Raw genomic sequence first — 18,250 nt, 5'->3', positions numbered from 1 at the left:
GGCGCCTGGTCCGGCGGCAGGGTGAAGACCAGCAGATAGTCGTCGCCTGCGCCGAGGGCCAGGCGCAGCACCTCGTCGGCGGGAAAGAGTTCGGCCAGCGCCGAACTCACCGGCAGCCGCGCCGCCTCCACGACCAGGCGGACGCCGGAGGCCGTGGCGATATGGCCGCAATCGGCCACCAGGCCATCGGAGACGTCCTGGGCCGCCGTCGCCCGACCCCGCAGCCAGAGGCCGAGGTCGAATTGCGGCTGGGGGGCCCAGTAGCGTGCCAGCAGGTGCCGACTGGCGGCACCCTCCGCGGCACGCTGACCGAGGACGAAGGGCAAGGCCCCACCGGCCTCGCCCGGCGCACCGCCCAGGCACAGCAGATCGCCCGGGCGGGCGCCGCTGCGCAAGAGCGCCTGACCGGCCGGTACCTGACCGAAGACCGTGAGGGTGAGGGACAGCGGACCGCGGGTGGTGTCACCACCGACCAGGCGCAGCTCGCACTGCTCGGCCATCTGCGCAAGGCCTGCCGCCAGGCCTTCCAGCCAGGCGGGCTCGATGCTCGGCAGGGTCAGCGCCAGGGTGAAGCCCAGCGGCGTAGCGCCCATGGCGGCGAGGTCGCTGGCGCTCACCGCCAGGGCGCGCTGGCCGAGGCCATGGGCATCCGGGCAGGGATCGGGAAAATGCACCCCGGCGGTCAGGGTATCGGTGGAGACCGCCAGCTGTTCACCCGGGACGGGTGCCAGCAGCGCGCAGTCGTCACCGATGCCCAGTGCCACGCCGGGTCCGCCACGGGCGCAGGGCGCCGCGGCGAAATAGCGACGGATGAGTTCGAATTCACCCATGCCCGCGGGCGATCAGCGCTTGCCGCGCAACTCGGCGCTGCGCAGCTTGGGCGCCAGCTTGTCCAGCACGCCGTTGACGAACTTGTGGCCGTCGGTGGCGCCGAAGATCTTGGCCAGCTCGATGCCCTCGTTGATCACTACGCGATAGGGCACGTCGATGCGCTTGAGCAGCTCGTAGCAGGACAGTCGCAGCACGGCCAGCTCGACCGGGTCGACCTCGTCCATGGCGCGGTCCAGGCAGGGCAGGATCAGACCGTCGATCTCGCCCTTGTTGGCCGGGACACCGTGGAGGATTTCATGGAAATAGGCGCCGTCGACCTTGGCGAAATCATTGTCGACGCGAAACTGCGCCTCGATCTCGTTGATCGCCTGGCCCGCCATGTGCCACTGGTACAGGGCCTGGACCGACAGGCTGCGCGCTTCGCGGCGGGCAGCCAGTTTGCCGGTGGGGGCCTTCTTGCCCGCGGGCTTGCCGGCCGCGGGCGGAGTCAGATCGCCGCTCACTTGGCCTCCAGCTGCGCCAGCAGGCTGACCATTTCCAGAGCGGACAGGGCGGCTTCGGCGCCCTTGTTGCCGGCCTTGGTGCCGGAGCGCTCGATGGCCTGCTCAATGGAATCGACGGTCAGGACGCCAAAGGACACCGGCACGCCGAATTCCATGGAGACCTGGGCCAAACCCTTGGTGCACTCGCCGGCCACGTATTCGAAGTGGGGGGTGCCGCCACGGATCACCGCGCCGAGGGCGATGATGGCGTCGAATTCGTCGCGCTGGGCGATCTTCTGCACCGCCAGCGGGATCTCGAAGGCGCCGGGGACGCGGATGATGGTCAGGTCGTCCGGCTTGATGCCGTGACGCACCAGGGCGTCGATGGCGCCCTGCAGCAGGCTTTCGACGACGAAGCTGTTGAAGCGACCGACCACCAGGGCGAAACGGCCCTGAGGAGCGATGAAGGTGCCTTCAAAGGTCTTGATGTTCATGTGCGGGTCCAGTTGTCAAAGAGCCGGACGGCCGGCAGTGCCAGGCCGTCCGTGGAAATCCAGGTGAAGCGCGCCATGCCACCCGGGCGGGGCGCGCCAGGCGGAAGGGTCATTCTTCAGGAGGCAGATAGTCTACTACTTCCAGGTCGAAGCCGGATATGGCATTGAACTTCATCGGCGAGCTGAGCAGGCGCATCTGACGAATGCCCAGGTCGCGGAGGATCTGCGAACCGGCCCCGACGGTGCTGTAGGTGGACAGCGCCTTGGGCACCGGCAGCGGCTCGCGCAGGTGCGCCAGCAGGTCGTCGCCCTCGATCGAGTGACCGAGCAGCAGCACCACGCCGGTGCCTTCCCGGGCCACGCGCTCCATGGCGCTGCGCAGACTCCAGCGACCTGGCTGGTGCACCTGCAGGAGGTCGCGCAGCGGATCCATGTTGTGCACCCGCACCAGCGGCAGCTCCTGGCCGGCCAGGTCGCCACGGATCAGCGCCAGGTGGACGTCGCCCTCCACCTCGTCGCGGTAGGTCACCAGCTTGAACGGACCGAGTTCGGTCTCCAGCTGCTGCTCGTCGATGCGCTTGACGGTGTGCTCGTGCAGCAGGCGGTAGTGGATCAGATCGGCGATGGTGCCGACCTTGAGGCCGTGCTGCTCGGCGAAGGCTTCGAGCTCATCGCGCCGGGCCATGGTGCCGTCGTCGTTCATCACCTCGCAGATCACCCCGCTCTCGGCGAAACCGGCCATGCGCGCCAGGTCGCAGGCGGCCTCGGTGTGGCCGGCACGCGCCAGCACGCCGCCGGGCTGGGCCATCAGCGGAAACATGTGGCCGGGGCTGACCACGTCGCCGGCCTTGGCGTCCTTGGCGATGGCGGCCTGCACGGTGCGCGCGCGGTCGGCGGCGGAGATGCCGGTGCTGATGCCTTCGGCGGCCTCGATGGACACGGTGAACTTGGTGCCAAAGCCGGAGGCGTTGCGGCTGGCCATCATCGGCAGGTTGAGGCGTTCGCAGAGGCCCTTGCTCATGGGCATGCAGATCAGGCCGCGGGCATGGCGGGCCATGAAGTTGATGTGTTCGGCGGTGACGCATTCGGAGGCGATGATGATGTCGCCTTCGTTCTCGCGGTCCTCGTCGTCCATGAGGATGACCATCTTGCCCGCGCGGATGTCCTGGATGATGTCTTCGATGCTGGAAAGTGCCACGGTGTCGTCCTTAGCGCTGCAGATAGCCGTGTTCGGCGAGAAAGTGTTCGGTGACGCCGCCCTTGCTGGACTCGGCGGCCTTGTCGCCCAGCAGCAGGCGCTCCAGGTAGCGGGCCAGCAGGTCCACCTCCAGGTTCACCCGGCGTCCGGGCCGGTAGTCGGCCATGATGGTCTCGCCGAGGGTATGGGGGACGATGGTCAGCTCGAATTCGGCGCCGTCCACGGCGTTCACCGTGAGGCTGACGCCGTCCACGGTGATCGAGCCCTTGAGCGCGATGTAGCGGGCCAGCTCGGCCGGGGCGCGCAGGCGGAACTGCACGGCGCGGGCGTTATCGGCGCGGGAGACCACTTCGCCGAGTCCGTCCACGTGGCCGCTGACCAGGTGGCCGCCGAGGCGACTGGTGGGCATCAGCGCCTTTTCCAGGTTGACCCGGCTGCCGGGCTTGAGACCGCCCAGGCTGGTGAGGCTCAGGGTCTCGCGGCTGACGTCGGCCCAGAAGCCGTCGCCGGGCAATTCCACGGCGGTGAGGCAGACGCCATTGACGGCGATGCTGTCGCCGAGCTTGACGTCGGCAAGGTCGAGCTTGCCGGTGGCGACATAGAGGCGCACGTCGCCGCCCTTGGGCGTGAGGGCGCGGATCTCGCCGAGGGCTTCGATGATTCCGGTAAACATCAGCTCAGGCCTCCGAGAGGTAGAGCCGGAAAGGCGGTGCAGCTAGACATCGACGAACTCCTGTTTCGGTGAAAAAACAGGGCGCACGGACAGAAGGGAAATCAGACGGACGAGGGGCTCGCACCCCTGCCAGGCGAGGCTATCCCGTTCTCTCTCATCCGGACTATGACCGTCGGCCCCGGAATCCAACCGGGTCTGCTGACCTCCCCCGCCGCAGAGGACGAGAGAGCGCTCGCGGGCTCGTCCCGACTGATCGGGCGTTACCGCCGGTGGGGAATTGCACCCCGCCCTGAGAACTCGCCGCCCGCAGGCAGCGCAGGTTTTGTAACACAGTTCGCCGCCGCGGGGCCAGGGGCGTCAGGTGTCCCGGGCCGGTCGGGCGATCAGGTGCAGGTCCGCGCCCACCGGCGTGGCACTGAGGATTTCCAGCTGCGGCGCCTGGGCCAGGTGCTCCAGCGGCCAGTCCAGCAACGGCCGGGCGCTGGAACCGAGGAACTTGGGCGCCAGGAACAGGTGATATTCATCGACCAGTCCGGCCTGGGCGAAGGCACCGGCCAGACGCGGTCCGGCTTCCACCAGCACATCGTTGACCTGCTCGCGGCCCAGGCGGGTCAGCAGCGCCGCCAGATCGACCTGGCCCTGGGCGCCGGGCAGCGCCAGGTAGTCGTGCCCGGCCGCCGCATAGGCCGGCGCCTCGCCGGCCATACCGACGACCCGCGCCGTGCCGGCCTGGAAAAAGGGGGCGTCCAGCGGTACCCGGCCACGACCGTCCACCAGCAGCCGCTGCGGCGTGCGCAGGGTTGCCAGCTCCAGTTCTGGGCCACTCAGGCCCAATTCGCTCGGGCGCACGGTCAGGCGCGCGCCATCGGCCAGCACGGTGTCGGCGCCGGTGATCACCACCCCCGCCTCGGCACGCAGTCGCTGCACGCTCTGGCGCGCCGCCGGCCCGGTGATCCACTGGCTTTCGCCGTTGGCCATGGCGGTGCGGCCATCCAGGCTCAGTGCCAGCTTGACCCGCACGAAGGGCCGCCCGGTCAGCATGCGCTGGATGAAACCGGCATTGAGCGCCCGCGCCTCGGCTTCCAGCACCCCGGCGCGGGTAGCGATGCCGGCGGCGGCGAGGCGCGCCAGGCCGCGACCGGCCACCAGCGGATTGGGATCGGTCATGGCCGCCACCACCTCGGCCACCCCGGCGGCCACCAGGGCATCCGCGCAAGGCGGGGTGCGGCCATGGTGGCTGCAGGGTTCCAGGGTCACATAGGCGGTGGCGCCACGCGCGGCCTCGCCTGCCTGGCGCAGCGCATGCACCTCGGCATGGGGACCGCCGGCCTGGCGATGCCAGCCCTCGCCCACCACCTGGCCGTCACGGACGATCACGCAGCCCACCCGCGGATTGGGCGCCGTGCTGTAGCGGCCGCAGGCGGCCAGCGCCAGGGCGCGGGCCATCCAGAATTCGTCGTTCACCGCGTCCGTGTCGCTCATACCGGTTGCTTGCCCGGATCCTGGGCCAGCCGCTCGATTTCGTCGCGGAACTCGGCCAGGTCCTGGAATTGCCGATAGACCGAGGCGAAGCGGATATAGGCCACCTGATCCAGCTTGCGCAGTTCGTCCATCACCAGTTCACCCACCACCCGGGACCGGATTTCCCGCTCGCCGGTGGCGCGCAGGCGGTGCTTGATCAGGGCGATGGCCTCTTCCAGACGCTCGACGCTGACCGGGCGCTTCTCCAGGGCGCGCTGCATGCCGGCGCGCAACTTGTCCTCGTCGAAGGGCTGGCGGGTGCCGTCCTGCTTGATCAGCCGTGGCAGGACCAGTTCGGCGGTCTCGAAGGTGGTGAAGCGTTCCTGGCAGGCCAGGCACTCACGCCGCCGGCGCACCTGCTCGCCGGCCGCAACCAGCCGGGAATCCGTGACCTTGGTGTCGTGGGCGCCGCAGAAGGGACAATGCATGGGGGAGTCGACCGCCGGAAGGGAAAGCCCTCATGGTACCCGATCACCCCCTGACGGGAACCTCCGGGTACCGGACGAATCGACAGCCAGGAGCCGCCGGGCTATAAGAGCGCACTGTGTTCGACGACCCCTCTCCAGCCTCCCGTGCCGCCCTCGCCAGCGGCGACCTCCGGATCCCGCCATGACCCCACGCGTCCTCCTGCCCCTGCTGCTCACCGGTCTGCTCGTGGCCTGCTCCAGCCCACCCGAAACCACGCCGCCGCAGCCCACCACCCCGGCCGACGAGCCGGTCCCGGTGGCCGGCGCTCCCACCCCGGCCAATCTGCGCGAGATCTCCGGGGTGCTGCGCAATGCCCAGGGCCTGGTCCCGGCCGGCGCCCAGGTGGAGATCGCCCTGCTGGCGGTCAATGCCAAGGGCCTGCCGCAGCGCCTGCTGGCCAGCGAGACGGTGACCGGCAAGGGCGCGCCCCTGGCCTTCCGCCTGCCCTTCAATCCCGAGATCTTTCCCACCCGCCCGGATCTCAAGGTGGAATTCCACGCGCGCCTGATCCAGGCCGGTCAGCTGGCCAGCTATCTGCCGCCGGTGAATGTCGGCGGACCGACCACGCAGAATCTCGGCGAACTGGTGCTGAACCAGACCCCGTGACGCCCCCGGCCGACCTCGTCGCCGCCCTGACGGCTCTGCTCGGCGACGCCCGTCTCTGTCTGCAGGCGTTGCCCGACAGCGACCTGTCGCTGTGGTTGATCGATCCGGCCAACATGGCGCGGGCCTTTTCCCCCGCGGAAACCCAGCGCCTGCTGGAGGCACCACCCTACTGGGCCTTCTGCTGGGCCAGTGGCCTGGCCCTGGCGCGCTGGATCGTCGCCCATCCCGAGCACGTTGCCGGGCGCCAGGTCCTGGATTTCGGCAGCGGCTCGGGCATCGCCGGACTCGCCGCCGCCCGGGCCGGCGCGGCGCGGGTGGTCTGCTGCGACCTCGATCCCCTGGCCCTGGCGGCCTGTCGCGCCAATGCCCAGGCCAACGCCGTGCAGATCGAGACGCTGGACGATTTCTCTGCCAGCACCGAGCGCTTCGATCTCATCCTGGCCGCCGACGTCCTCTACGACCGTGCCAATCTGCCCCTGCTGGACCTCCTGCAGGCGCGCGCCGAGCGGATCCTGCTGGCCGATTCGCGGGTACGCGATCTCGCCCACCCCGGCTTCACCCGCGTCGCCATGCTCCAGGCCTGCACCCTGCCGGATCTGGCCGAGCCGGACGAATTCCGCCGCGTGGCGCTCTATCGGGGCTGAGCCGGCCCGCCTTGTTTCCAAGCCCGGCGCCCCCACCTATAGTGCAACTTTCGTCTGCCGAGTCCGCCATGAGCCAGGTCCCCTACATTTTCGACGCCACCCTCGACACCTTCCAGCAACAGGTCATCGATGCCTCCTTCAGCACCCCGGTGCTGGTGGACTTCTGGGCCGAGTGGTGCGCGCCCTGCAAGGTGCTGATGCCGCTGCTGGCCAAGATCACCGAGTCCTATGGCGGCGCTCTGCACCTGGCCAAGGTCAACTGCGACATCGAGCAGGAACTGGTGATGAGATTCGGCATCCGCAGCCTGCCCACCGTGGTGCTGTTCAAGGATGGCCAGCCGGTCGACGGCTTCGCCGGCGCCCAGCCGGAATCGGCCATCCGCGCCCTGCTCGAACCCCATGTCCAGGCCCTGCCGCCGGCCGAGGAAGATCCGCTGGACGCCGCCCAGGCCTTGTTCGCCGAGGGTCGTTTCGCCGAAGCCGAGGCGCTGCTCAAGGCCGTGCTGGAAGAAGACAACAGCGACGCCCTGGCGCTGATCCTCTATGCCCGCTGCCTGGCCGAGCGCAATGAACTGGACGATGCCCAGGCCGTGCTGGACGCGGTCAAGGGTGACGAACACAAGCAGGCTCTGGCTGGTGCCCGTGCCCAGCTGACCTTCCTGCGCCAGGCCGCCAGCCTGCCCGAGGTCGCCGACCTCAAGAGCCGCCTGGCTCGCGATGCCGGCGACGACGAGGCCGCCTACCAACTGGCCGTGCAGCAACTGGCCCGCCAGCAATACGAACCGGCACTGGATGGCCTGCTGGAGCTGTTCCGCCGTAATCGCGGCTACGGCGACGATCTGCCACGCAAGACCCTGGTGCAGGTCTTCGATCTGCTGGGCAACGACCACCCGCTGGTCGCCACCTATCGCCGCCGCCTGTACCAGGCGCTGTACTAAGCGCCGGTCGACAATGGCTGCGTCGCCTCGGACGCAGCCTTATCCACTGCGGGCGTCCTTCCAGCGCGGTGGACATTCGGTAGCGTGGAAAACCGCGCAGCGTTTTCCACTCCCCCGCTCCAGCCTCACCCCTGCCAGATATAGAACTGCGCCTCCCCCACCCGCTCCATACGCACCTGGGGACTGTGCCTCAGCCGCACCAGCAGCTGCTTGGCCACGCCCAGATTGCCGGTGAGCTTTTCCAGCGCCACGAGGATGTCCGGCCCGCTGAGCCGTCCGGCGGAGCTGAGCAGCTTCACCACCTGATCCCAGAGCATGTCGCCACCCGACTTGGGTCCGCTGGGTGCGGCGCTCACGGCCGCGGCAGGCAGGGGCGCCTCGGTCGGCCGCAGGGCGGCGGCCAGGCGTTGCCAGTCGGCCTCCTCCAGTTCCACCGTGAGATCCACGGGCTGGCTGCCGATGGTTCCGCGAATGCGTACCATGGTGTTCTCCTCGTCGTGCAGAGGCCCATGCTCCCACAGCCATCGGCCCACGCCAAACCGAGGTTGCAGCGCATAAATGCAACAACATAACATAGCGCCTCTCCACCCTTTGGAAGTCCACCATGCGCCTGCCCCTGCTGACCCTCTGTCTTGCCGCCGTGCTCGCCCAACCGGCCTTTGCTCATGGTACCGATGACGACCATGACGAACACGAGCACGGCGCCCTGGGCGCCCATGTACACGGCGAATCCCACCTCGACGTGGCCCAGACCGACAGCGGCCTGGAACTCCAGTGGCGCAGTCCGGCGGCCGATCTGCTGGGCTTCGAACATGCCCCGCGCAATCGACAGGAAGAAGACGCCGTCGCCGCCCTGCGCCAGAGTCTGGAAAATCCCCAGGCCCTGGTGAAGCTGCCCGCCGCCGCCGATTGCCGCCTGACCGAAGCCAGCGCCATCAGCCCGCTGTTTGCCAAGGATTCCAGCGCCAGCGGCCATCTCGACGTGGAGGCCAGCATGAGCTTCAACTGCAGCAAGCCGGGCGCGCTCGCCAGCCTGGATCTCTCCGGCTGGTTCGCCCGCTTCCCCAACAGTCACAGCGTCGAGGTCCAGGCCATCGTCGCCAGCGGCCAGCAGGGCGCCGAACTGACCGCCCGGCAACCGCAGCTCAAGTGGTAGGACGGTCGTGACCTCTGCCCCCTTGGTCGAGATCCAGGACCTCGGCTTCGCCTGGCCGGGCCAGGCGGAATGCCTGGACATCCGGCACTTCCAGCTGGCGCCCGGCGAGGCGCTGTTTCTCGAAGGCCCTTCCGGCAGCGGCAAGACCACCCTGCTCGGCCTGCTCGGCGGCGTGCAGCGCCCCAGTCGCGGCCAGGTGCGCCTGCTCGGTCAGGACCTGGGAGCCCTCGCCACCGCCCGGCGCGACCGTTTTCGCGTCGACCACACCGGCTTTCTCTTCCAGCAATTCAATCTGCTGCCCTTTCTCTCGGTCTTGGACAACGTCCTGTTGCCCTGCCAGTTCTCGGCGCTGCGCCGCGAGCGCGCTTCGGCGCGGCATGGCGATCCCCAGGGCGCGGCCCTGACCCTGCTCCGCGCCCTGGGGCTGAGCGATCCCGCGCTGCCCCGCCGTCCGGCCCGCGAACTCTCCATCGGCCAGCAGCAGCGCGTCGCCGCCGCCCGCGCCCTGATCGGCCAGCCGGAACTGGTGATCGCTGACGAACCCACCTCGGCGCTGGACAGCGACCACCGCGATGCCTTCCTGCAACTGCTGTTCGCCGAGTGCGCCGCCGCCGGTGCCGGCCTGCTGTTCGTCAGCCACGACCGCAGTCTGGCCAGTCGCTTCGACCGCCACCTGACCCTGGCCCAGCTCAACGCCGCCCGGCCGGAGACCTAGGATGCCGCTCCTGCAACTGGCCTGGGCCAGCCTGCGCAATCGCCGCGCCACCGCCCTGCTCACCGTCTTCACCATCGCCGTCTCGGTGGCCCTGCTGCTGGGTGTCGAACGCCTGCGCACCGAGGCCAAGGCCAGTTTCGCCAGCACCATCGCCGGTACCGACCTGGTGGTGGGCGCGCGTTCCGGCGCGGTCAACCTGCTGCTCTACTCGGTGTTCCGCATCGGCAACGCCACCAACAACATCCGCTGGGAGAGCTACGAGAAGCTCGCCGCCGATCCCCGCGTCGCCTGGACCATCCCGCTGTCCCTGGGCGATTCCCACCGCGGCTACCGGGTGCTGGGTACCGACGGCAACTACTTCACCCACTACCACTACGGGCGCAACCAGCCGCTGCGGCTGGCCCAGGGCCGGCCCTTCGCCGACGTCTTCGAGGTGGTGCTGGGCGCCGAGGTAGCCAAGGCGCTGCACTATCGGCTGGGCGACAAGGTCGTGCTGGCCCATGGCGTCGCCACCATCAGTCTGACCGAGCACAGCGACCACCCCTTCACCGTGGTCGGCATCCTCGCTCCCACCGGCACCCCGGTCGATCGCACCCTGCACATCCCGCTGAGCGGCATGACCGCCCTGCACCTGGACTGGCGCGGCGGCCTGCCCGGGCCTTCGCTGAGCGACGCCGAGGTGCGCCGGCGCGATCTCACGCCCCAGGACCTGACCGCCGCCCTGGTCGGCCTCAAGAGTCGGGTGGCCACCTTTGCCGTGCAGCGCGCGGTCAACGAGTACCGTGGCGAGCCGCTGCTGGCCATCCTGCCCGGCGTGGCCCTGCAGGAGCTCTGGGGCCTGCTCGGCACGGCGGAACAGGCGCTGCTGGTGATGTCGCTGTGCGTGGTGCTCACCGGGCTGGTGGGCATGCTCACCGCCCTGCTCGCCAGCCTCAACGAAAGACGCCGGGAGATGGCCATCCTGCGCTCGGTGGGCGCCCAGCCGCGCCACCTGTTCGGCTTGTTGCTGGCAGAGGCCCTGACCCTCACCCTGGCCGGCTGTCTCGCCGGGCTGGCGCTGCTCTATGGCGCCATCGCCCTGGGCCGGCCCTGGCTGCTGGCGGAATACGGCCTGGCATTGCCGCTGGACTGGCCCTCGCTCCACGATGGGCAACTGCTCGGCGGTATCCTGCTCGCAGCCCTGGTGCTCGGCTGCATCCCGGCCTGGCGCGGCTGTCGCCAGGCCCTCACGGACGGGTTGTCCGTGCGACTCTAGACGAGGCCCCACCATGCGCCTGGCGCTCCTGCTGTTGCTCTGCTGGCTGCCCTGGGCCCAGGCCGAACCCCGCCAACTCGCCTGGCGCGAACTGGTGCCGGCCGATGCGCCGCGCTTCAATCCCGGCAGCGTCGACCACGGCCTCGGCGAAGACGGCCCGGCCGCCAGCCAGCCCTGGCCGGACGCCCCCACGGTGGCCGCCCTGGATGGCCAGGAGGTGCGCCTGCCCGGCTACGTGGTGCCGCTGATGGTCACCGACGAGGGCGAGGTCACCGAATTCCTGCTGGTCCCCTATTACGGCGCCTGCATCCACGTACCGCCGCCGCCGGGCAACCAGATCGTCTACGTGAAAGGCAGCCACGACCTCTGGCTGTCCAAACTGCACCTGCCCTACTGGGTGGAAGGCCGCCTGGGCGTGGGCAGCCAACGCAGCGAGGTGGCCGTCGCCGGCTATTGGCTGCAGGCCCAACGTATCCAGCCCTACATTCTCAAGGGTGACGGTTCCTAAGGCGATCCGCCCCACCCTTGAGCGAGATCAAGAGTCCGCCGTTTCAGCTTCGCTAGGCTGCTCCCAGCCCTTTTTCAATGCCTTCGGAGCCCTCGCCATGCGTCCCCTCTTCCGTCTCAGCCTGCTCGCCCTTGCCCTGGCCGCGCCCTTCGCCCAGGCCCACCAGGCCGGCGACATCATCCTGCGCGCCGGCGCCATCACCGTGGATCCCCACGAGCGCAGCTCCGACGTCAAGATCGACAGAGGCGCCCTGAGCGGCGCCAATCTGGGCGGCAAGGCGACCATGGACAGCGACACCCAGCTGGGGCTAAACGTCGCCTACATGCTCACCGATCACCTGGGCCTCGAATTGCTGGCGGCCACGCCCTTCGAGCACCAGGTCAATATCAAGGGCACCGGGCTGGACGCCGCCAACGGAAAGCTCGGCAGCCTCAAGCACCTACCGCCGACCCTGAGCCTGGTCTACTACCCGCTGGACGCCAAGGCGACGTTCCAGCCCTATGTCGGCGCCGGCCTCAACTACACCTGGATCTACGACGAGCACGTCGGCAGCGGCGCCAGCGCGGCCGGCTTCGACAACTTCCGCGCCGACAACTCCTGGGGCTGGTCCGCCCAGGTCGGCGCAGATCTCATGCTCACCGACCGGGTGATGCTCAACGCCCAGATCCGCTACATCGACATCGCCACCACCGCCCATGTCGACAACACCGCCCTCGGCGCCCGCGCCAAGGTCGATCTGGACGTGGATCCTTGGGTCTACATGGTCGGCCTGGGCTATCGCTTCTAGGCCAGCGCAGGCCACTCGCCCGCAGGTTGGCGCTGGGCAGCTTCAGCGTCGACGCCCAACCGGCCAGGGATTGCCCCTGGCCGCGTCCACTAATCCCGCAGCAGTGCTGCCAGCCCCGTGCCCATGCTCGTGGGCTGACTGAAATCGAAGCGCTCGCGCAGGCGGCGGTTGTCCGCCTTCGAATGGCGGATGTCCCCGGCCCGCGCCGCGCCGTGGGTCACCGGCGGCAGGCCACCCAGCACCTGGCCGATCTCCGCCAGCAGGCCGTTCAGGCTGATGGTCTCGCCGCGTCCCACGTTCACCGCCCCAGCCGCCACCTCGGGGGCTTCCAGCGCCTGTACCAGGATGCCCACCAGATCGGCGACATAGACGAAATCGCGGGTCTGCTCGCCGTCACCGAACACCGTGATCGGCGTCTGCCGGCGGGCGCGTTCGGTGAAGATGCTGATCACCCCCGAATAGGGCGAAGACGGATCCTGACGCGGACCATAGATGTTGAAGAAGCGGAAGATCGCCGGCTCCAGACCGTGCTCGCGACGATAGAAGTCGAAGTAGTATTCGCCCGCCAGCTTGTCCGCCGCATAGGGCGTCAGCGGCGCCTTGGGCAACTCCTCGTCGATGGCCTGCCCCTGGCCGTTGGCGCCATAAACCGCCGCGCTGGAGGCATAGACCACCCGCTTGATCCCGGCCTTGCGCATGGCCTCGCACAGATTCAGGGTGCCGATGAAGTTGGCCCTGTGGGTGCCCACCGGGTCCTCCACCGACGCCTGCACCGAGGCCACCGCGGCCAGGTGCACCACCGCCGCGCAGCCGGCCATCGCCGCTTCCAGGGTCGCGACATCGGCCACGTCTCCCACCCGCAATTCGATGCGGTCGTCGTCCAGCGGCAGATTCTCGCGCTTGCCGGTGCTCAGGTCGTCCAGCACCCGCACCCGCCTGCCCCGCGCCAGCAGCGCGTCCGCCAGGTGGGAGCCGATGAAACCGGCACCGCCAGTGATCAGAATGGGCGCATCACTCATCTAAACCTACCTCGTCCTGCCGAAAGCCCTGCAACAGCGCCGGCAGCTCCTGCTGCCAGCGCCGCGCCTTGATGCCAAAGGTGTTGAGCAGCTTGCGACTGATCAACACCCCCTGTTGTGGCTCTTCCGCGGCATCCGCACGCTCGAGGTGCGCCACCTCCTGCCACTCGCAGCGCACCGGCCGGTCGAATTCCTGCCAGAGCTGGGCGACGGTCTCAGCCAGACCCAACTCCGACACCGCTTCCTGGGCGCCGTAGTGATAGGTCCCCCAGAGTGGCGCGCCGCAGTCGAGCTGCTTGACCACGGCCAGCAGCACCCGGGCGGCATCGCCCACGGGTGGTCGGATTGCCGCGCCGGTCGCCCGCCATCGGCACCACCTGCTCGGTGCCCAGCTGCCGCAGCAACCGCCCCAGGCGACCGTCACGGGAGTCATCCAGGACCCAGCCCAGGCGCAGCAGGATGTGCATCGGGCACAGCGCCCGCACCAGCTGCTCGACCCGCCAGAGCGCCTCGCCCCGTGCCCCGGGGGGCCGCGGAAGATCCTTTTCACTATAGCCGGCGACGCGCGAGCCATCGAACAGCTGATAGCTGGACGGCTGGATCAGCGGAATCTGATAGTGCTGGCAGAGGCCGGCCAGGCGTTGCACGGCCAGCGCCTGGCGCTGCATCAGCGCCGGATCGAAGTCCGCGGCCTGCAGCCAGTCGTGGTAATAGGCGAGATTGATCACCGCCCCTGGTCGGACCCGGTCGAGGACCTCGGTCAGCCCGGCGGCGTACCAGCCCTCCGTGGGAGTCTCGGGGGCGACGAATTCGATGCCCGCTTCGGCACCGGCGGCGAGTAGCGCCTTGCCCAGGGCGCTCTCCCCGCCCACTACTAGAAGACGCATACGCATGTGTTGGAACAGCCTTCAAACCAGCATAAACAGGCGTCGAAAGACTCGACGGACATCGGTCAACATAGCGCGTCGCGCCAACCTTGCTCAAGCATCGGCGGTACCTGCGGCCGGTTGCTCGCGGGTTTGTTCGCGCAGGGTATGGTTGGCGGCGCTCTTGAGATTGGGCAGCAGGCGGCAGATCAGCGCCAGCTGGGTGCACACCAGCCGGTAGCCGTCGTCGTTGTCCTCGGCCGCGGCCTCCAGTTCATCGGCCAGGCTGGTCTCCTCCTCGGCGGTCGGCGGCAGACTGCGGCGTTCCGCCACCGCCGCCGCGATGGATTCCATACCCTCGGCGATGCGGGTCACGGCGCGCTCCACCAGGGCATCGTGCTCGGCCGCCTCCAGCTGGCGGCGATGGGCGCCCAGGGCCGACAGGTAGCCCAGCAGGGTGTTGGACAGCGCCAGATAGCGAAAGCCCGCTTCCAGGTTACGGCGGAAGTGTCCGGGATCGCGCAGCATGTTGGCCAGCGCGGCCGACAGCGTCGCATCGGCGTTGTGGGCGTTGCGCCGCGCCACCCGGTAGTCGAGATCGTCACGCTTGCCGGTGCGGTACTGCTCGTGCAGTCGGCGCAGATAGAGCGCATTGGTACGCAGGGTATTGGCCATCACCTGGTGCAGCCGCCGCCCCTGCCAGTCCGGCAGGACGAAGAACACCGCCAGTACCGCGATCAGGCAGCCCAGCAGGGTATCCAGCAGCCGCGGCCAGATCAGCATGAAACCGTTGCCCACCTGGTTGAAGCAGAACAGCACCATGAGGGTGATGGCCGCGGTGGCGACGGTGTAGCGATCCGTCCGGGTGATAAAGAACACCAGGCCGCCCACCAGCGCCAGCAAGAGCTGGATCTCCGGCTGCCCGAACAGCTCCAGCAGGGCGCTGCCCAGCAACAGCCCGATCACCGTACCCACGATCCGCTGCACCAGCCGCACCCGGGTCGCTCCGTACTGCGGCCGGCAGACGAACACCGTGGTCAAGAGGATCCAGTAGCCGTTCACTGGGTGGATCAGGTGCAGCACGCCATAGCCGGCCATCAGCGCCAGCGCCATGCGCAGGCCATGGCGGAACAGCAGCGAGGTCGGGGTCAGCTGCAGGCGGATACGCTGGAACACCTCGCGGAGAGACCGTGCCGCCGGGTCCAGCAGGCTGGTGTCCAGATCCGCCGCCCCCGAATCGCTGTTGCCCGCCTCGGAGAATTGCCGCTCCAGGGTCGAAAGATTGTGCCCGAGCAGGTCCAGGGAGCGTAGCAGGCCCCGCCAGCGCGGATTCTGCTGCTGCTGGAGATACTCCAGCGAGGCCTGCAGATCGGTCAGTCCCTGCTGACTCTGCTGGCCGTATTCGAAAGGCTGTCCGAGCCGGATCGCCTCGCCCATGTTGAGGCAGGCCGTGGCCTGCAACTTGAGCAGGCGCTGGCAGCGAAAGAGGATGTCGCTGTGAAAGAAGGCCTCGGTCAGGGCACTGTAGGGATAGTGCGAAGAGCTGGCGCGCTCGTGGATGTCCTGTGCCATGAAATACAGGCGGAAATAGCGCCCCGAACGCGCACCGGGCCGGCCCGAGCGGCCGAAGCGATTGAGGATGGTCGCCTTGGCCTGGTTCAGCGCCTGCACCACCTTGCCGTTCTGCTGGGCCAGCAGCACCCGCCGCCGGTGCAGGTCCACCCCGCGCACCGGCTCGAGCATCTCGGCCTTGAGCCTGAGCAGGGTCCCCAGTTCGCCATAGAGAGCGGACAGATTCTGTCGCACCGGCTGGTGGGCGAAGAGCGCGCACCAGAGCACCGAGAGCAGGCCGTACCACAATGCCCCGGCCAGCAGGTGTGCCGGCTCGTACCACAGCGGCACCTGGGCGCCGAGGCGCTGATCCACCCCGATCATGGCATAGATGGACAGGATCACCGTGGCCTGGGCCACCGAGGCGTAGCGCTCGCCGATGGCGCCCAGCATCGTCAGGCTGAAGGTGGCCAGGCCCAGGCCCACCACGAAGATCCAGGGATAGGGAAACAGCAGCTCGACCGCGAAGGCCGCCACGGTAAAGCACAGCAGCGTCACCGCCAGCGACTTGAGTCGCCCCAGCCAGCTGTCGTCGGTTTCCGCCAGGGCGCTGGCGATGATGCCGAGGAATACCGGCGACAGCGCGCGCAGATCGCCCAGCGACCAGCAGACCGCCATGGCGCCGCTCAGGGCGACAAAGACGCGAACGCCATAGCTGGCCTTTTCGTGCGCCCAGAGCTGGCGCAAAGACACTCCAAACACAGTCATGACGGGAGAGCGAGCCTCGTGTTTTCGCGCTTGATGCGAACCTTAGCACTGCGACGTCGCAAGCGGCGTCCGAGACAGCCTTTCCCGCACTTTTTTCGCGGACGACAAAAAGCCCGGCGGTTGCCGGGCTCTTTTCTACCTCTGGATCAGGCCACTTCGCTGGGATCTATCCCCAGGCCCTTGGCCACGCCCACGCCATAGGCGGGATCGGCCTTGAGGAAGTGACCGATCTGCCGCAGCTGCACCTCGCGGGTCACCGTACCCAGGGCGCCGACGATGTTGCCGATCAGCAGCGCCTGCTGGTCGGCATTCATCAGGCGGAACAGCGCTCCGGCCTGGCTGAAGTAGTCCGCGTCCACCCGGTGATCGTAGCGATCGGCCGGACCGGCGAAATTCAGCGCCGGCTCGCGATACTGGGGCGCCTGCTTGGGCGTGTGGCCATAGCTGTTCGGCTCGTAGTTCGGCTGCGAACCGCCATTGCCATCGAATCTCATGGCCCCGTCACGCTGGTTGTTGGCGTAGGGGCAACGGGGTGCGTTGACCGGCAGTTGCTGATAGTTGGTGCCCACCCGGTAGCGCTGGGCGTCGGCATAGGCGAATACCCTGCCCTGCAGCATGCGATCGGGCGACAGCCCCACGCCCGGCACCACGTTGCTCGGCGCAAAGGAGGCCTGCTCCACCTCGGCGAAGTAGTTCTGCGGATTGCGGTTGAGCTCCAGCACCCCCACCTCCTGCAGCGGATAGTCCTGCTGCGACCAGACCTTGGTCACGTCGAAGGGATTCTCGGCACGGCTAGCTGCTTCCTGTTCGCTCATCACCTGGATGCACAGCGTCCAGCGCGGGAATTCGCCGCGCTCGATGGCCTGGAACAGGTCGCGCTGGCTGTAGTCCGGATCGGTACCGGCCAGGCGTGCCGCGTCGGCCGGCGCCAGGTTCTTGATCCCCTGCTGGCTCTTGAAGTGAAACTTCACGAAGTGCCGCTCGCCCTGGGCGTTGATCAGGCTGAAGGTATGGCTGCCGAAGCCATGCATGAAGCGATAGCCGTCCGGAATGCCGCGATCGGAGAACAGGATGGTGACCTGATGCAGCGATTCGGGCGACAGCGACCAGAAATCCCACATCATCTGCGGACTCTTCAGGTTGCTCCAGGGATCGCGCTTCTGGGTATGGATGAAGTCGGGGAATTTCAACGGATCGCGGATGAAGAACACCGGGGTGTTGTTGCCGACGATGTCCCAGTTGCCTTCTTCGGTATAGAACTTCACGGCGAAACCGCGGGGATCGCGCTCGGTATCCGCCGAGCCGCGCTCACCGCCCACGGTGGAAAAGCGCAGCAGGGTCTCGGTCCGCTTGCCGACCTCGGCGAACAGCCTGGCGCTGCTGAGGTGCGTGATGTCCCGGGTGACGGTAAAGGTGCCATAGGCCGCGGAGCCCTTGGCATGCACGCGTCGCTCGGGAATGACTTCACGGTTGAAATGCGCCAGCTTCTCGATCAGATGGAAGTCGTCGAGCATCAGCGGACCGCGCGGACCGGCGGTGCGGGAATTCTGGTTGTCGGCCACCGGAATGCCGCTGGCGGTGGTGAGGATCTTGGTATCAGTCACAGGTATCTCCCTCTAAAAGCGTTGGCTGATCGCTTGAGGGAAGTATCGCCACGGCAATACTTTAGGACTAATTTATTGATCCTAGCATCCTGATAGAAAAATCTGCGATCAGAAATCGGATGCGAAGGGCCTGGTCTTCACCAAACGCCGGGCATGAAAAAGCCGG

At 68.1% G+C, this 18,250-nt stretch carries 19 protein-coding genes, 1 pseudogene and 1 riboswitch; of the genes and pseudogenes, 8 read left to right on the top strand and 12 right to left on the bottom strand.

All coding sequences use genetic code 11. The features are described 5' to 3' along the window. The 7 genes from thiL to nrdR form a co-directional block, all read right to left on the bottom strand. Window positions 1–830: thiamine-phosphate kinase (gene thiL, locus POR01S_RS17540; protein ID WP_042137293.1), on the bottom strand; the 830-nt coding region annotated here is incomplete at its 3' end. A gap of 12 nt (window positions 831–842) precedes the next feature. Beyond that, window positions 843–1,322, bottom strand: coding sequence for a transcription antitermination factor NusB (gene nusB / locus POR01S_RS17535; RefSeq protein ID WP_027599169.1), 480 nt, complete (start codon window positions 1,320–1,322; stop codon window positions 843–845). Window positions 1,323–1,330: 8 nt separating this feature from the next. After that, on the bottom strand, window positions 1,331–1,807 hold the full coding sequence (gene ribH / locus POR01S_RS17530; RefSeq protein WP_007161209.1) for a 6,7-dimethyl-8-ribityllumazine synthase: 477 nt from the start codon (window positions 1,805–1,807) through the stop codon (window positions 1,331–1,333). Window positions 1,808–1,916: 109 nt separating this feature from the next. Continuing rightward, window positions 1,917–3,005 carry a bifunctional 3,4-dihydroxy-2-butanone-4-phosphate synthase/GTP cyclohydrolase II gene (ribBA, locus tag POR01S_RS17525; RefSeq protein ID WP_007161210.1) on the bottom strand — a complete coding sequence of 363 codons (1,089 nt, stop codon included), beginning with the start codon at window positions 3,003–3,005 and terminating at the stop codon, window positions 1,917–1,919. 10 nt (window positions 3,006–3,015) lie between these two features. Then, the gene (locus POR01S_RS17520) at window positions 3,016–3,678 is read right to left on the bottom strand and encodes a riboflavin synthase (RefSeq protein ID WP_007161211.1); all 663 of its coding nucleotides are present in this window, start codon (window positions 3,676–3,678) and stop codon (window positions 3,016–3,018) included. Between the two features lie 142 nt (window positions 3,679–3,820). Then, window positions 3,821–3,979, bottom strand: a riboswitch (FMN riboswitch). Window positions 3,980–4,035: 56 nt separating this feature from the next. After that, a complete protein-coding gene (gene ribD, locus POR01S_RS17515; RefSeq protein ID WP_027599171.1) occupies window positions 4,036–5,160 on the bottom strand; it encodes a bifunctional diaminohydroxyphosphoribosylaminopyrimidine deaminase/5-amino-6-(5-phosphoribosylamino)uracil reductase RibD in 1,125 nt (374 codons plus the stop codon). Then, window positions 5,157–5,627: a transcriptional regulator NrdR gene (gene nrdR, locus POR01S_RS17510; protein ID WP_007161213.1), complete on the bottom strand. Its 471-nt coding sequence runs from the start codon at window positions 5,625–5,627 to the stop codon at window positions 5,157–5,159. Before nrdR ends, ribD begins: the two co-directional genes overlap by 4 nt. A gap of 181 nt (window positions 5,628–5,808) precedes the next feature. On the opposite strand from nrdR, the gene POR01S_RS17505 reads away from it, so the two are divergent. The 3 genes from POR01S_RS17505 to trxA all read left to right on the top strand — a co-directional run bounded on the left by POR01S_RS17505 (window position 5,809) and on the right by trxA (window position 7,855). Then, window positions 5,809–6,273 carry a YbaY family lipoprotein gene (locus POR01S_RS17505; RefSeq protein WP_027599172.1) on the top strand — a complete coding sequence of 155 codons (465 nt, stop codon included), beginning with the start codon at window positions 5,809–5,811 and terminating at the stop codon, window positions 6,271–6,273. After that, window positions 6,270–6,917, top strand: a complete 648-nt coding sequence (locus POR01S_RS17500) for a class I SAM-dependent methyltransferase (protein ID WP_042137291.1) — start codon at window positions 6,270–6,272, stop codon at window positions 6,915–6,917. The genes POR01S_RS17505 and POR01S_RS17500 overlap by 4 nt, the downstream gene beginning before the upstream one ends. Before the next feature lie 68 nt (window positions 6,918–6,985). Continuing rightward, complete coding sequence (gene trxA, locus POR01S_RS17495) at window positions 6,986–7,855, top strand: thioredoxin (RefSeq protein ID WP_007161216.1); 870 nt, start codon at window positions 6,986–6,988, stop codon at window positions 7,853–7,855. A 125-nt stretch (window positions 7,856–7,980) separates the two neighbouring features. Here the strand turns inward: trxA and POR01S_RS17490 are convergent, their stop codons facing one another. After that, window positions 7,981–8,337, bottom strand: coding sequence for a hypothetical protein (locus tag POR01S_RS17490; protein ID WP_007161217.1), 357 nt, complete (start codon window positions 8,335–8,337; stop codon window positions 7,981–7,983). Between the two features lie 122 nt (window positions 8,338–8,459). On the opposite strand from POR01S_RS17490, the gene POR01S_RS17485 reads away from it, so the two are divergent. The 5 genes from POR01S_RS17485 to POR01S_RS17465 all read left to right on the top strand — a co-directional run bounded on the left by POR01S_RS17485 (window position 8,460) and on the right by POR01S_RS17465 (window position 12,276). Beyond that, window positions 8,460–9,011, top strand: a complete 552-nt coding sequence (locus POR01S_RS17485; RefSeq protein ID WP_027599174.1) for a DUF2796 domain-containing protein — start codon at window positions 8,460–8,462, stop codon at window positions 9,009–9,011. A gap of 7 nt (window positions 9,012–9,018) precedes the next feature. Further along, window positions 9,019–9,726, top strand: a complete 708-nt coding sequence (locus POR01S_RS17480; RefSeq protein ID WP_027601111.1) for an ABC transporter ATP-binding protein — start codon at window positions 9,019–9,021, stop codon at window positions 9,724–9,726. Between the two features lies 1 nt (window position 9,727). Then, window positions 9,728–10,981, top strand: coding sequence for an ABC transporter permease (locus POR01S_RS17475; protein WP_042137288.1), 1,254 nt, complete (start codon window positions 9,728–9,730; stop codon window positions 10,979–10,981). A 13-nt stretch (window positions 10,982–10,994) separates the two neighbouring features. Further along, window positions 10,995–11,489, top strand: coding sequence for a DUF3299 domain-containing protein (locus tag POR01S_RS17470; RefSeq protein ID WP_007161221.1), 495 nt, complete (start codon window positions 10,995–10,997; stop codon window positions 11,487–11,489). A 97-nt stretch (window positions 11,490–11,586) separates the two neighbouring features. Next, a complete protein-coding gene (locus POR01S_RS17465) occupies window positions 11,587–12,276 on the top strand; it encodes an OmpW/AlkL family protein (RefSeq protein WP_027601114.1) in 690 nt (229 codons plus the stop codon). Between the two features lie 89 nt (window positions 12,277–12,365). Here the strand turns inward: POR01S_RS17465 and POR01S_RS17460 are convergent, their stop codons facing one another. The 4 genes and pseudogenes from POR01S_RS17460 to POR01S_RS17445 all read right to left on the bottom strand — a co-directional run bounded on the left by POR01S_RS17460 (window position 12,366) and on the right by POR01S_RS17445 (window position 18,084). Beyond that, window positions 12,366–13,295 (bottom strand): NAD-dependent epimerase/dehydratase family protein, encoded by a 930-nt coding sequence (locus POR01S_RS17460; RefSeq protein WP_042137286.1) that lies wholly within the window; start codon window positions 13,293–13,295, stop codon window positions 12,366–12,368. Next, window positions 13,288–14,188 (bottom strand): annotated as a pseudogene (locus tag POR01S_RS17455) (sugar nucleotide-binding protein). Before POR01S_RS17455 ends, POR01S_RS17460 begins: the two are co-directional and overlap by 8 nt. Window positions 14,189–14,275: 87 nt before the next feature. Beyond that, the gene (gene yccS / locus POR01S_RS17450; RefSeq protein WP_169853343.1) at window positions 14,276–16,480 is read right to left on the bottom strand and encodes a YccS family putative transporter; all 2,205 of its coding nucleotides are present in this window, start codon (window positions 16,478–16,480) and stop codon (window positions 14,276–14,278) included. Between the two features lie 146 nt (window positions 16,481–16,626). Further along, window positions 16,627–18,084 (bottom strand): catalase, encoded by a 1,458-nt coding sequence (locus tag POR01S_RS17445; RefSeq protein ID WP_042137282.1) that lies wholly within the window; start codon window positions 18,082–18,084, stop codon window positions 16,627–16,629. Between the last annotated feature and the right edge of the window lie 166 nt (window positions 18,085–18,250).

It is taken from the genome of Pseudomonas oryzihabitans NBRC 102199 (assembly GCF_000730625.1).
In the GTDB taxonomy this organism is placed as follows: Bacteria; Pseudomonadota; Gammaproteobacteria; order Pseudomonadales; family Pseudomonadaceae; genus Chryseomonas; species Chryseomonas oryzihabitans.
Note: the sequence above shows the minus strand (reverse complement) of the source record. Positions and strands in the feature narration are given on the sequence as shown.

Excerpts from the sequence above, each read along its gene's own strand:
- POR01S_RS17460 (WP_042137286.1), bottom strand. The coding sequence starts at position 13,295 with ATGAGTGATGCGCCCATTCTGATCACTGGCGGTGCCGGTTTCATCGGC.
- POR01S_RS17520 (WP_007161211.1), bottom strand. The coding sequence starts at position 3,678 with ATGTTTACCGGAATCATCGAAGCCCTCGGCGAGATCCGCGCCCTCACG.
- ribD (WP_027599171.1), bottom strand. The coding sequence starts at position 5,160 with ATGAGCGACACGGACGCGGTGAACGACGAATTCTGGATGGCCCGCGCC.
- trxA (WP_007161216.1), top strand. The coding sequence starts at position 6,986 with ATGAGCCAGGTCCCCTACATTTTCGACGCCACCCTCGACACCTTCCAG.
- yccS (WP_169853343.1), bottom strand. The coding sequence starts at position 16,480 with ATGACTGTGTTTGGAGTGTCTTTGCGCCAGCTCTGGGCGCACGAAAAG.
- POR01S_RS17465 (WP_027601114.1), top strand. The coding sequence starts at position 11,587 with ATGCGTCCCCTCTTCCGTCTCAGCCTGCTCGCCCTTGCCCTGGCCGCG.
- POR01S_RS17475 (WP_042137288.1), top strand. The coding sequence starts at position 9,728 with ATGCCGCTCCTGCAACTGGCCTGGGCCAGCCTGCGCAATCGCCGCGCC.
- POR01S_RS17470 (WP_007161221.1), top strand. The coding sequence starts at position 10,995 with ATGCGCCTGGCGCTCCTGCTGTTGCTCTGCTGGCTGCCCTGGGCCCAG.
- POR01S_RS17490 (WP_007161217.1), bottom strand. The coding sequence starts at position 8,337 with ATGGTACGCATTCGCGGAACCATCGGCAGCCAGCCCGTGGATCTCACG.
- POR01S_RS17505 (WP_027599172.1), top strand. The coding sequence starts at position 5,809 with ATGACCCCACGCGTCCTCCTGCCCCTGCTGCTCACCGGTCTGCTCGTG.
- POR01S_RS17485 (WP_027599174.1), top strand. The coding sequence starts at position 8,460 with ATGCGCCTGCCCCTGCTGACCCTCTGTCTTGCCGCCGTGCTCGCCCAA.
- ribH (WP_007161209.1), bottom strand. The coding sequence starts at position 1,807 with ATGAACATCAAGACCTTTGAAGGCACCTTCATCGCTCCTCAGGGCCGT.
- nrdR (WP_007161213.1), bottom strand. The coding sequence starts at position 5,627 with ATGCATTGTCCCTTCTGCGGCGCCCACGACACCAAGGTCACGGATTCC.